Source organism: Paraburkholderia sp. J11-2 (genome assembly GCF_905220185.1).
Lineage (GTDB): Bacteria > Pseudomonadota > Gammaproteobacteria > Burkholderiales > Burkholderiaceae > Paraburkholderia.
Map to the genome: position 1 here is coordinate 50,226 of NZ_CAJMYY010000038.1, position 12,510 is coordinate 62,735.

At 58.7% G+C, this 12,510-nt stretch carries 14 protein-coding genes and 1 pseudogene; 12 read left to right on the top strand and 3 right to left on the bottom strand.

Annotated features, from left to right (window positions below):
- Positions 1–30 precede the first annotated feature (30 nt).
- Entirely contained in the window at positions 31–405 is a 375-nt protein-coding gene (locus tag U5A57_RS36385; protein ID WP_321916654.1) for a BON domain-containing protein, read from the top strand.
- Between the two features lie 740 nt (positions 406–1,145).
- Here U5A57_RS36385 and U5A57_RS36390 read toward each other — a convergent pair.
- Positions 1,146–2,708, bottom strand: a complete 1,563-nt coding sequence (locus U5A57_RS36390; protein ID WP_321916656.1) for a methyl-accepting chemotaxis protein — start codon at positions 2,706–2,708, stop codon at positions 1,146–1,148.
- A 597-nt stretch (positions 2,709–3,305) separates the two neighbouring features.
- Between U5A57_RS36390 and U5A57_RS36395 the strand changes: the two genes are divergently transcribed.
- Both U5A57_RS36395 and U5A57_RS36400 read left to right on the top strand, forming a co-directional pair.
- Positions 3,306–3,764 carry a helix-turn-helix domain-containing protein gene (locus tag U5A57_RS36395; protein ID WP_321916658.1) on the top strand — a complete coding sequence of 153 codons (459 nt, stop codon included), beginning with the start codon at positions 3,306–3,308 and terminating at the stop codon, positions 3,762–3,764.
- On the top strand, positions 3,765–4,337 hold the full coding sequence (locus U5A57_RS36400; RefSeq protein ID WP_321916660.1) for a PIN domain-containing protein: 573 nt from the start codon (positions 3,765–3,767) through the stop codon (positions 4,335–4,337).
- Between the two features lie 163 nt (positions 4,338–4,500).
- Here U5A57_RS36400 and U5A57_RS36405 read toward each other — a convergent pair whose 3' ends face one another.
- Positions 4,501–4,788, bottom strand: coding sequence for a hypothetical protein (locus U5A57_RS36405; RefSeq protein WP_321916662.1), 288 nt, complete (start codon positions 4,786–4,788; stop codon positions 4,501–4,503).
- 232 nt (positions 4,789–5,020) lie between these two features.
- Positions 5,021–6,520, bottom strand: coding sequence for a PLP-dependent aminotransferase family protein (locus U5A57_RS36410; protein ID WP_415774700.1), 1,500 nt, complete (start codon positions 6,518–6,520; stop codon positions 5,021–5,023).
- A gap of 138 nt (positions 6,521–6,658) precedes the next feature.
- Between U5A57_RS36410 and U5A57_RS36415 the strand changes: the two genes are divergently transcribed.
- The 9 genes and pseudogenes from U5A57_RS36415 to U5A57_RS36455 all read left to right on the top strand — a co-directional run bounded on the left by U5A57_RS36415 (position 6,659) and on the right by U5A57_RS36455 (position 12,433).
- Positions 6,659–7,291, top strand: a complete 633-nt coding sequence (locus tag U5A57_RS36415) for an FMN-dependent NADH-azoreductase (RefSeq protein ID WP_321916664.1) — start codon at positions 6,659–6,661, stop codon at positions 7,289–7,291.
- Between the two features lie 15 nt (positions 7,292–7,306).
- Entirely contained in the window at positions 7,307–7,591 is a 285-nt protein-coding gene (locus U5A57_RS36420) for a DUF3331 domain-containing protein (RefSeq protein ID WP_321916666.1), read from the top strand.
- 13 nt (positions 7,592–7,604) lie between these two features.
- Positions 7,605–7,724, top strand: a pseudogene (locus U5A57_RS36425) (3-oxoacyl-ACP reductase); the annotation flags it as partial.
- Between the two features lie 111 nt (positions 7,725–7,835).
- Positions 7,836–8,792, top strand: a complete 957-nt coding sequence (locus U5A57_RS36430) for an AraC family transcriptional regulator (RefSeq protein WP_321916667.1) — start codon at positions 7,836–7,838, stop codon at positions 8,790–8,792.
- Positions 8,793–9,226: 434 nt separating this feature from the next.
- Positions 9,227–9,844 (top strand): nitroreductase family protein, encoded by a 618-nt coding sequence (locus tag U5A57_RS36435; protein ID WP_415774701.1) that lies wholly within the window; start codon positions 9,227–9,229, stop codon positions 9,842–9,844.
- Positions 9,845–10,028: 184 nt separating this feature from the next.
- Positions 10,029–10,574, top strand: a complete 546-nt coding sequence (locus U5A57_RS36440; RefSeq protein WP_321916669.1) for a peroxidase-related enzyme — start codon at positions 10,029–10,031, stop codon at positions 10,572–10,574.
- 132 nt (positions 10,575–10,706) lie between these two features.
- Complete coding sequence (locus tag U5A57_RS36445) at positions 10,707–11,402, top strand: glutathione S-transferase N-terminal domain-containing protein (RefSeq protein WP_321916670.1); 696 nt, start codon at positions 10,707–10,709, stop codon at positions 11,400–11,402.
- A gap of 51 nt (positions 11,403–11,453) precedes the next feature.
- A complete protein-coding gene (locus U5A57_RS36450; protein WP_321916672.1) occupies positions 11,454–11,873 on the top strand; it encodes a cupin domain-containing protein in 420 nt (139 codons plus the stop codon).
- A gap of 89 nt (positions 11,874–11,962) precedes the next feature.
- The gene (locus U5A57_RS36455) at positions 11,963–12,433 is read left to right on the top strand and encodes a pyridoxamine 5'-phosphate oxidase family protein (protein WP_321916674.1); all 471 of its coding nucleotides are present in this window, start codon (positions 11,963–11,965) and stop codon (positions 12,431–12,433) included.
- The last annotated feature ends 77 nt before the right edge of the window (positions 12,434–12,510 follow it).

The window sequence follows — 12,510 nt, forward strand, 5'->3', positions numbered from 1 at the left end:
CGGGCTGTCGTCTTTTGCAGAGAGGGGAGCATGAACGTGAACGGTGTGAGCAGCAAGATCGGCGTAATCCTCGCTATCGTCATCACGATTAGTAGCGCGATCCACGCGAACGCGCAAACGGGCGTGAACTCTCGGCCGGGCGCGACTGTGCAAAGGGCAGCGTACTCGACGTCGCGACTTCAGAACAGGCCAGATAGTGCGGTGACTCGTGATGTCCGCAGCGCCCTCTGGCGCACACCGGGCGTGGATGCCTCAGGGATTCGGGTCAGGGCGCGCCTTGGCGTCGTTACGCTCGCGGGATGGGTACCGGAGAGACGGCAGATCGGGCTTGCCGGCAACGCGGCAAGGTCAGTGCGCGGAGTCAGGTCGGTGTCGAATCAGCTGATCCTGCGAAACAGGCGTTAAGCAATGTCTCGCGAAAATGGGGCCGTGAAATACGAATGGCTGTCGTGGTGAAGTCGGGACGACGAAAAAACGGTAATGCAGGTAGGACTGCCACTTAACAGGATGCGGTTGCAACGAAAGCTGCTGAAGCCAGAAGTGGCCGCGTGCGTTGCTTGATCGCCCGATAGTCTCACTCGACAACGGTATGCAGAGACTGACCAGGAATCCTGGCTCGTGTTTCCCGTACACGTGTCTTCGTTACCTACCAGTGGAACGCGGTTTGTTGGTGCACCTTGCAACTACCGATCTGTTCGCGCGCTGATAGCGGGTTATCGGTCCAGGAACGGGTTCGCGACCGCCGTCGCAGGCGAAGAACTGTCACACCGGGCTCCCGAGGAGCAGTGTGGCGAGTAGTACCAGGAGCGAGAGCGCAAACAAGCAAACGCCTATGACGATCAGCAACTGATTCATGGTATCCGTGAACGTCGATTTCAACGCCGCGATCGTACGTGTACGCCCTTAGGAACGCCTTAACATTATCCGGTTGCGGCACCGGGTGCGGGTAAAAGCGATCCGGCGGCTATTGCACCATTCATTCGCGACGGATGGACGCCTCAGGTGCGCAATCAGAAGGTTTCCCAGTTGTCGGTTTTCCTTGGCCGAGGGGCGACGCAGGCTAACTCTGGACGCCGGGAAGGTGGGGGGCGCCGCGACTGTGCCGAGCCCGAAAGGCTGCTGGTCGACGAACTGCGTCCTTCTTCTCACGTGACCCTGAATGCAGCGACTGCATTGCGCAGTTCCGTAGCCTGATCGTTCATCGACTGTGCCGCTGCGGATGCCTCCTCGACCAGCGCTGCGTTTTGCTGCGTAAGCTGGTCCATCTGGACTACAGCCTGGTTGACCTGCTCGATGCCAGTGTGCTGCTCGCCAGAAGCCGCCGCAATCTCACCCATCAGGTCGGTTACGCGCGCGACGGATCGCACAACAGCTTCGATTGTCTGTCCCGCCTCGTCAACCAGTCTGGTGCCGGCGCTGACGCGTTCAGCGGATTCGTCGATCAGCGTCTTGATCTCTTTCGCCGCGGTGGCGCTGCGCTGAGCCAGTGCGCGCACTTCCGCGGCGACCACTGCGAAACCGCGCCCCTGCTCGCCGGCTCGCGCGGCCTCGACGGCGGCGTTAAGCGCCAGGATGTTCGTCTGAAACGCAATGCCCTCGATCACGGCGATGATCTCAGAGACCTTGGCGGAGCTGTCCGAGATTTCCTGCATGGTTTCAACTACGCGACCTACCGCCGAACCACCACGGGCGGCAATCTCGGATGCATTGATTGCCAGCGCATTACCCTGCTTCGCGCTTTCCGCGTTCTGTCGAACAGTTGCGGTCAATTGTTCCATGCTTGACGCAGTTTCTTCCAGTGATGCCGCCTGTTCTTCGGTTCGGGTGCTGAGGTCCGCGCTGCCAGTTGCGACCTGTGCGGAGCCCGTGACGATGCTTTCGCTGCCCGCACGGACTCGCCCGATCAGCCCAGCCAGGTTCGTGTTCATGTCCTTTAGTGCGTGCAGTAATTGTGCCGTCTCGTCGCGCCCCGCAACGTCGATCTGCGATGTCAGGTCGCCACGTGCAACGGTTTGTGCGACTGTAACCGCCGTGCGCAGTGGGGTGGTGATCGATCGGGTGACCACAATCGCTGTAGCTATGCCGAATATCGCGGCGAATGCCATCATCAAGGCTGTTGTGGTCAATGCCGTGCGATAGGTCGCAGCCGCGACTTCGCGTGCCACTTCCGCACCGTGGCTGTTGACGCGAACGCTTTCTTCGATCAGGTCCAGAGCGTTCTGAAAGGTGTGGGCGGCTTCGCCGTTCGCAATTGCGCGCGCTCGAGCAAAGGCAGCTTCATCTGCGGCCTCCGATATCTGGAGCACCGCGGCGTCGTGCGTCAGGTACTCGCTCCACGCCTGCTGGAAGCGCTGATAAAGCTGAACTTCTTCCGGCGATGCAATGAGCTTCTGATAAGCCTGCATCGCGATCTCGAGCTTCGTGATCGCGTTGTCGTGCTGGGCACGTTGTCCTTGCCTCGCGGCCTTGTCCGGCTCCATCGCGAGACGAAGTGATGTCCTGCGTATGCCGTTGGCGTAGGCGCGGATATCGCCAAGTGTCTGAACGCCGGGCAACCAGTCATCCGCAATCTTGACGGTGCCTTCTCCGTAGATTCGCGAGGCCTGGTACGTTGCGAACGCACCTGTCATGCATAGCAGCAGGAGGAGGGTGCCAAAGCCCGCACCAAGTCGTATGCCGATGCTGGTGTTATGAAAGCTGCCGTTCATGGATATCGTTCTCCCCGCGACGTTTCATGGTTAGTACAACTGATGTCATGCTTCCGGTTCGAAGCAGCGAAGGAAAGGCTGGTGACATTGCCTCATTATCGGCGAGTATTTCAAATTGCTTAACCACGCATTACTAATTCAAACGTTTGCGCGGAAATTGTTTTAAGTTTGTATGCGGAAAGCATTTCGGGAGGAGGGCAACGCTACGCATTCGGCATTATCTGTATTGCCAGTCAAGTTGAATCGGGGCGTAGCGTCCTTGCTATCTGCTCGTCACCCGCTCCGGGCATTGCGATGGTGGCGCTCGCCAGTTACGCACTGTTGTACGACTTTGCGTGCGTGCCAACGCGCATGGCAGGTACATTGGATGCAACTAACTATCTGTTTTTTCTCGTCCCGACCAGCGCCTTCCGGCGGCAACGAATGAAGTGCAACGAGATCGGCAGGAAACGATGATGTCGCGCCTAGCCGTCCAGGATGGCCTTCTGGGCGGAGCGTGAGCGCGACGCGTCGGCAATGTGGGGCAACGCTAGTTTCGTTTGTTGCGATTTCGAATATTTCGATTTAGAATTGGTCGTATTGAGTCAGGAGCCGCCTATGAACACCACCATGCACCCTACGACGCTCCCCTCGGAGCAGGAAGCAGAACTTGCGAGGACCTCGGGCCGGGACCTGTCGGTTGTGCTGTCGAGCCGGGCAGAAAACCAGCAGTTCGACTTCAGGGATGACAGGGGGGAGGTTCGCACGGTCACGCTGCCGACGTCATTTGTCCGGCTGATGGTCGACGCCCTCGCGGAAATCGGAAAAGGCAACGCGGTTTCGATCATCCCGATCCACGCGGAACTGACCTCACAGGAGGCGGCTGATGTTCTTAATGTCTCGCGCCCGTACCTTATCCAACTGCTGGACAAGGGAGAGATTCCGTTCCGGAAGGTGAATACACATCGGCGCATCCGCTACGACGACGTGATGGCCTACAAGAATCGCGTCGACGCCGATCGTCGTGCAGCGCTTGAAGAACTTGCTGCGCTCGATCAGGAAATGGGACTGGAATAAATGGCATCAAGTTTCACCGCGATCTATGATGCCTGCGTTCTCTACCCCGCAGCGTTGCGCAACCTGATGATGCATCTCGCGCTCACCGATCTGTTTCGCGCACGCTGGACGGACGCGATACACGACGAATGGACGCGTAACCTGATCGAGGACCGTCCCGACCTGGATCCGTCAATGATCCATCGTACGCGTGACCTGATGGACAGGCACGTGCGGGACGCGAAGATTACCGGTTACGAGCCGCTGATCCCTGCGGTTCAGTTGCCAGACCCGGATGATGCCCATGTCGTGGCCGCCGCCATTCACTGCCATGCATCGACGATCGTTACGCTTAACCTCAAGGACTTTCCATCTGACGTGCTGGCGCGGTTCGGCATCGAGGTTCAGCATCCGGACGATTTTGTGGCCGGCCTGTTCAACCTGAACCAGATGCTGGTCCTGCGGGCAATGGCGGACCATCGGCGCTCACTCCGCAATCCACCAAAGTCGGCCTATGAATACCTCGACACACTCGCGTCCCAGGGGCTGACACAGACCGTCTCGATTGTCAGGCCGTACGTCGCGGCTATCTGACGGGGCTGGAGAGCGTCACGCGTCCAAGCTGTGTCGTCGCATTCAGTTTCAACGAATCCCGGAACAGCTTACGCGCCATGCTCGAATTTGTGTTCTGCACGGACCGGGAACGGTCCGATGCGCTGGATAATACATCGAACGGACTGCTCTTTTCCGTCTGAAATTATCGGTCCAGGCGTTGCCTCGCAGGCATGACGCAGGTGCGCTCGTTATACCAGGTACGATTGCCGCGCAACAAGATCTGCGCGGGCGCTCCACGCCGGAATTGCTTGCCGGGCCGGCACCCGATATCGGTCTGGCGACGATCCGCCATCGACATTCGATCTGTAATGTCACCATTCGGCAGGCGAACAGGTGTGCCCGCAGAATCCGGCACTTCCAGGTGAGTGCGTTGATCTCCAACCGCCAGGCAGCAAAGCCAATGTGCTTCTGCCGAGAGCGAATGGGTCATATCGACCCACTTCTGCCCTTCGGACCACTGGCGGTCGGATGACCGTTGCGAGCGTTCTAACGGCCGTTTCCCCTGCCCCCCGATTTGTAAGTTTTCAACGATAAAGCCAGCGCGATTATGGATCTGCGATCGGCATAGGGTTCTCGTCGGAAATGGTGGCCAGACGGACACCGAAAGCGCGTCACGTTTTTGTGCTTCACGCCCACCTCAAATCGCCCGGCGACCCGCTTCGTCAGCAATATCCGTCAATGATCTCGAACAATCGTTGGCATGACCTGGCGACGTGTTCTTCAGGCGCCGTTGCAACCCCGAGCAAAAGGCCGGACACAGTCCACGACGGATTCGCGAACCACGCCGACAAAGGCGAGGGCGCGATACCGGCAGTCATCGCCTCGCGCACGATGCGCACATCGGAGGCGCCCTCCGGGAGGCGAAGAAGCACGGCCAGGCCCGCATTGACCCATTGCGCGTTCCGCATACGTAACTGTTCTGATAGACCGTCTCGTTGCGCGGAATATAGACGCTTGAGTCGGCGTATACGCCGGATGTAGTGGCCCTCCCGCATAAATTGAGCCGTGGCGATTTGAATAACGGGTGACGGCGCGGGAGCGAGTGTTGCTGCTACCTCTGCGAATGCATTGGCCAATTCGGCAGGCACCACGACGAATCCAAGACGTAGAGCCGGGCTAACAGTCTTGCTGAAAGAGCCGATGTGGATGACCCGCTTGCCGTCATCAAGCGACGCCATTGCAGGCGCCGGCCTGCCTTCCAGTTGTAGTTCGCCGAGGTAATCGTCTTCAATGACCCACGAATCGTTCGAAGCCGCCCACTCAAGCAGTTGAAGGCGTCGCCTCAACGACAGAGTCGAGCCTAGAGGCGCCTGCTGACCGGGCGTCAAGACTGCTAACGCAGCGTCTGGGGCAGTCTCGATGCCGTAGTCTACGTTTATACCGTCCGCGTCTACCGGTATCGGCACGATGTTCAGGCGAGCCAGTTCCAGCCCCTTGCGAGTGATCATGAAACCGGGTTCTTCCATCCAAACCTTCTTGCCATCCAAACCTAACACCCGAAGCGTCAAGCCTAAGCCGGCGCTGTATCCGGACGTGATGAAAACCTGTTCCGGGTGACAGTGGAAGTTTCGCGCGATGGAGAGATTGCCCGCGATCTCTCTGCGCAGTTCGAACTCACCTCTCGGATCAGGATAGAGCAGCGACGACAGGCATCCGGTCTTTAGCAGGTTGGAGGAGCGAGCCCGCGAAAAAAGCTTCTCGGGTAGCCCTTCAAACGCCGGAATACCGAGTTGAAAAATCGCCGGCCCTGCGTTCATTTCCTCGTACGACCTCATAAACGACCCGAGCCGCGCCGCCTTTCGCTGAGTTGTGGCGGCGCGAAGGCGCGGGGCCACCCGCGTTCCTCCCGCTCCAAATGTTTCGATCATCTGCGCGTCAGACAAACGGTCATAGGCCGCTTGGACCGTCCCGCGCGCCACCCCGAGCTGCGAGGCAAGGTCTTTCCACGATGGCAAACGTGTTCCGGATTCGAGCAGCCCTGACTCAATTGCCCTGCTGATGCTGTCGAAAATCTGTTCTGCGAGGGGCCGCTTTGCCGTTCGGTCGAGCTGTATCTGCAAGTCTGAATCCATGTTCTTGGTACACACAAAAATCACGATCTTGGTTCTGTTGTATGCACTGTCGATGGTACAGAATCTTCCTGCCAAGATATGAACTGCCATCCAGGGATTTAGGGCCGCTCGCCGAATTCGGTGTCTTATGTTTACAAACAACGGTTTTCGTCCACTATCCAAGGCTAACGACTCAGGGTCAAGCAATCACGCGACCAAAGCCGCAGCAAATCTGCCGGAGAAAATTGTATGAACATTCTGCATATCGATTGCAGCCCGAGACTGGAGTCGCATAGCCGAAAGCTGTCGGCTGGGATCGTCGCGAAGCTTCAAACGATCTTCCCGAGCGCGCAGGTTCGCCGTCGGGACCTCGGGTTGGAGCCGATACCTCATCTCGGAGCCGCCTACGCCGATGCACTTTCCACGCCTGCATCGTTGGCCGCGGCTGGACGGACCGCTGACGCGGTACTTCTCGCTGAGGAACTCATTCAAGAGGTCGAGGGCTCCGATGCGATCGTCATCGGGACCCCGATGAATAACTTGACGATCCCGTCCGTGCTGAAAGCCTGGATCGATCAGCTTATCCGGGTCGGACGCACCATGCAGTCGACGCCCGCTGGCAAGGTTGGAATGCTTCGAGACCGTCCGGTATTCGTTGGTATCGCCTCAGGCGGGGTGTTCACAGGCGAACGTGCTAACCAGCCGGATTTCCTCACGCCCTATCTTTCTGCCGTACTGGCTTGCATTGGTCTCACCACCGTCCACTATATGCCGCTGCAGGCAACCGCATTTCTCGATGCCGGGCAAGCCGCGCAACTTCGGGCTTCTCTGATAGCCACGATCGAGCCGGTTATGGCAAATCTCGCGTGCAGCCTCGTTTGAACGTGCGGATATCTAATGTCGAATCTACCGACGCCCTCGCGGTTCTCCGTTGTGGAGAAACTGTCGACGACGACGATTAGCGTACGCTGGAGCGATCCGTGCATGGGACGTTACGAGAGCCAGATCTGGGGTATCGGTTCGGCACCTGCGGATGCCGTCTGTGCGCTGTCCGGGAAGGCCATACGACGTGGCGACTCGATATTTCGCCCGCGTGTGAGTCGAACGTATGTACCTGTCAACCGCCATAGAATGATTCTGGCTTCCGCAGTAGGTTGTTTTCCGGAGGAACCATCATGTTAGGACGCACCGGCTCATGAGCGAATCGCGAAAGGTAGTGGTCGTTACCGGCGCATCGCAGGGGATTGATGCCACCATCGTTCGGGCGTTCCGGATCGACTACGCCGTCGTTGCGACTTCCCGTTCGATTCGACCCCTCCGATGGCGAGGAACGAGCATTTCCCGTCTTCGAGATTTTCGAGCGCTGGCAATTTTGCGAGTTTGAACGGCCAGCTGATTTTTCCACGCCGAGGCTTTACGGAATCCTATGTCTCACGTCGACTGGTTGAGTCACCTGCTGCAATTGATCACTGTTACTGGTCGGCCGGAAGTACGCTGCGCCTACGGTGCACCGTGGCGCGTCGCGTGGGATCAGGCGGCAACCCACGAAATTCCCTACCACGTTGTGCTCAAGGGCAAGGCAATCATCGAGGACCCGGCGGCAGGGATGGTAAAGGAGCTGGTCGCTGGCGATATCGTCTTGTTGCCCCACGGCTCTGCGCACATCCTGCACGACGGTAGTGGAATTCAGCCCGGCCCTACCCGCGAGCGCCAGGACTTTGCCGGGTGGACATTTAGCGAGAACGACGGCGCCGGCGAACATCTCGATATGTTATGCGGCCGTTTTTTTATTGGGCCGCCCCATGATCGACTGATTCGCAATTACCTTCCAACAAATCTGGTGGTGCGGACTACGGGCGGGGATGATGACCCGGACTTCGAGTCCGCTTCGAACCCTCTCGCCAATTTTGTGAGGCTCATGCGCGACGAGTCTACAGGAGAAAAAGTGGGCGGTTATGCCGTCCTCAACTCGCTCAGTTCGGCGCTGTTCACTATCGTGCTGCGCGAGGCGACTAGATCCGGGCAGGCCCCGACAGGCTTGCTGGCGCTCGCTGGACATCCACGGTTGGCCCCCGCGATTTCGGCAATGTTCTCCGATCCCGCGCGCGCCTGGAACCTGCCCGATCTGGCCGCCTTGTGCAACATGTCCCGCGCCACGTTCATGCGGCATTTCCAGGAAACGCTCGGATACTCAGCCGTTGATTTGCTAACCGACATCCGCATGAGCCACGCCGCAAACGAGCTGAAGAAGCCGACGATGACCACAGAGGCTGTGGCCGAGTCGGTTGGCTACCAATCCGTGTCCTCTTTCCGGCGTTTGTTCACCGAGAGGATGGGCATGACACCCGGTGAATGGCGCCGTCTCGCACGTCAGGGGCGATAGAACCCGGGATTTGTCGTCCGCGGTTCGAACCACCGCGGAACACGCTCCGGTGATGTCGGCACGGAGCGACTGGTCTTCGGCCGCGCCTCCTTCGAAGCAATCTGGACAGCAGGCCTCATTCGCGGCGGCACGATGAACCCTACCGCGTTGCAGCATTGAGCGAACCGATCACCTCCCTGCAGTTTGATCCTTTTGGACACTTTATTGAGCATTTCCGCTCTCGAAATAGGTCTCCTGTGGCCTTAAAGTTGAAACACCTCACCACTTGACGGCAAACACGCAGAGAAGCTGCGATGCCTTGGTGAAAGCGGCCAAGGTGAGCAGCGATCGACACAAGAACCGTGAATCTTTGCCGCGCAAGTTCGAACGGAAGCACTTCTGTACCCCAGCAGGCCTCTCTACCCATAGGAATCCTTATGAACAGCGGAACCACCATGAATAACGCAGTCATCGAATGCATCGTCAGCCGCAGCGCCACGAAGTATTACGACCCGTCGGCGACGTTGAGCGACGACCAGATCCGCGAGCTGGTGCGGATCGCCACCAGCGCCCCGACGTCCTTTCATCTGCAGAACTGGCGCTTCATTGCGGTACGCACGCCCGCGGCGAAGGCCAAGCTCTTTCCGCTTGCGTGGAGCCAGCCCGCTGTCGCGGACGCGGCAGTTACCTTCATCGTCTGCGGACAGCTGGTTGACACCAGCGTGATTCCGGATCGTCTGGCGCCGCTGGTCGAAGCAGGCGTGATGCCGGCGACGATGGTGTCGGAGTGGGAGAACCCGGCACGCGAACTGTACATGGCATATCCGCAGCGTCGCCGCGACGAAGCCGTACGCACGGCCACGTTCGGCGCGTCGGCAATGATTTATGCAGCCCGCTCGCTGGGTCTGGGGTCGACGCCGATGATCGGCTTCGACGCCGAGTCCGTTCACCGCGAATTCGGTCTGGCCGATGATGAGGTGCCCGCGCTTCTGCTCGCCATCGGCGCCGAGCGTCAAGGCAACTGGGCGCAAAAGCCGCGCCGTCCCGTAGCCGACGTGCTCGACCTCGTCTAAGCGTGTCGCTGGGGCGTCCACTACGCACAACGACAAGCCAGCCATGAAAAGCAGTCGTAGGCAAGGTAACTCCCGCCTGAGCCTGAACAGCTTCGACCCGCGTCCGGGCACGAAGTAATCCCAGGGGAGGGTTCAAGGATGAACCCTCATCAATCAGTAATGCAAATTAATCAGAGAATCAATCATGACCCGAACCACCATTCTTACGCCGGAACAAGTGCCTGCCGAGTCGAAGGCGACGCTCGATGGCTTCGCCAAAAATATCGGCTTCACGCCGAACATGATGGCGGCGTTCGCGCAAAGCCCGATCGCGTTCAACGCCTGGGCGTACCTGCTGGGCTCCCTGAGCAAGGCGCTCGACGTGAAGACGCGTGACAGCATCGGCCTCGCTGTCTCCGAAGTGAACGGTTGCAACTATTGTCTGACGGTTCACAGCTTCACGGCAGAGCACCTGGCGAAGCTCCCCACGGACGACATCATCCTCGCGCGCAAGGGCCACGCCGCCGATCCGAAGCGCGATGCCGCAGTCCAGTTCGCGCGCAAGGTCATCGAGACCCGTGGGAAGGTGGGCGACGCCGACCTGAACGCGGTTCGCGAAGCGGGCTACACAGACGCAAACGTGATGGAAATCGTCGCACTGGTCGCTATGTATTCCCTGACGAACTTCTTCAATAACGTCTTCGATCCGGACATGGATTTCCCCGCTGTCACGCCGGCCGGTTCGATCTGACCTTGCGGCTACGACGCACATGACGTTGGACACCCCGAGAGCGGAGTTCTCGGGGTAATCCATCGGAACGCACGGCGGAACGGTCGGCCATGTTCGGCAAAAGGCCGGCACATTCCATCACCAAGGAAAAAGATGACCCTTCAGCATCCAGTTTTCACGCGCTGGCCCGCACAACAGCCCAACCGGCTCCAGCTATTTTCTCTGCCGACTTCTAATGGAGTGAAGGTCAGCATCATGCTGGAGGAGACGGGCCTTGCGTACGAAGCCCATCGTGTCGACATCATGGCGAACGAGAACCAGGAACCTGCATTCGGTTCGCTCAACCCGAACGGCAAAATTCCGGCGATCTTCGATCCGAACGGTCCAGGTGAGCGCCCGGTTGCGTTGTTCGAATCGGGTGCGATCCTGCTTTACCTCGCCGACAAGACAGGGCAACTCCTGTCTGCCGATCCCGTGATTCGCTATGAAACGATCCAGTGGCTGATGTGGCAGATGGGCGGTGTTGGGCCAATGTTCGGTCAGGTCGGCTTCTTCAATGAATTCGCAGGCAAAGCCTACGAGGACAAACGCCCGCGCGACCGGTATGTGGCGGAATCCGCCCGACTGCTCGGTGTGCTCGACACACGGCTCGCAGGTCGCGACTGGGTGATGGGCGATGACTACAGCATTGCCGACATCTCGCTGCTCGGGTGGGTGCGCATTTTGATCGGTTTTTACGAGGCGCGGGAGCTTGTCGGCTTCGATCGATTCGCTCATGTCCGGCGATGGATCGATCGTGGTCTCGCGCGCCCTGCTGTGCAGCGCGGCCTCGAGGTGCCCGCAGCTTGATTCTCGCCGGGCTTGAAAGATGTCCTGGCTGACACGCAAAAGGAGAAGACCATGAAGATTCCGAACATCATCATCGCCGCCTTCGTTGCACTAGCCGCGATGGGCGTGGACTCCGCTGTAGCTCACGACGGCGACGGACAAACCGTAACGAAGAATTTCGATGCAGCGATCCCCAACGTCCCCGGCAAGTCGCTGATTGCCCTGGAAGTCACCTACGCTCCGGGTGCATCGTCGGTGCCCCATACGCATGCGAAGTCAGCATTCATTTACGCGTACGTGATCAAGGGGGCTGTCGAGTCGAAAGTGAATGACGGCCCGACGCGCGTCTATCGGGAGAGTGAGAGCTGGTCAGAACCGCCCGGGGCTATCCATTCGATTAGCCGAAACGCGAGCAAAACGCAGTCCGCGAAATTGCTCGCCGTGTTCGTCCTCGACACGGACGACAAAGCGCTGACCACGCCTATCAAATAGCGCGAAGCTGATCGATAAACAACGATTCCTGCGAGGCACTGGAGAGCGTTCCCCGAATTCGCAGGATGTCCTTTTAGACGAGTGGATCCATGATTGAAATCACCGCAGACGCCGAGGCAATCATAAAGGGGGCAATCCTGTCGTTCACCGCGACAGTGAATGAGGACGGGACACCGAATCTTTCGCCAAAGGCTTCCTTGACGGTCAGGAATGGCAAGCTTTACTTTGCCGATATCGCGTCGCCCGGGACGTTGCGAAACTTGAATCTCAACCCCGCTGTCGAGATCAACGTAGTCGACATCTTCCAGAGACGTGGTTACCGGTTCAATGGGTGTGCGCTTATTCTTCCGCCCGGCGGCGAAGAATACGCAATGATCGCCGACTGGATTCGCGAGGTAAACGGGCCTGAGTATCCTGTCGAGTATGTCATCCGCATAGAAATTAGTTCGATATCCTCATTGTGTTCACCTGCACATGTCTTTGCCGATCCGCCCCGCAGTCAAGACGAGATACAGAAAACGTACCGTCAAAAATACGGTGTGCGCCCAATCGGGGAATAGGCTCTGGAATCGAGCGTATTGCTTGATGCTGGGGCGGCCATGGCTGCGTTTCCCAGCGTGACCGTCAGATGAATTTC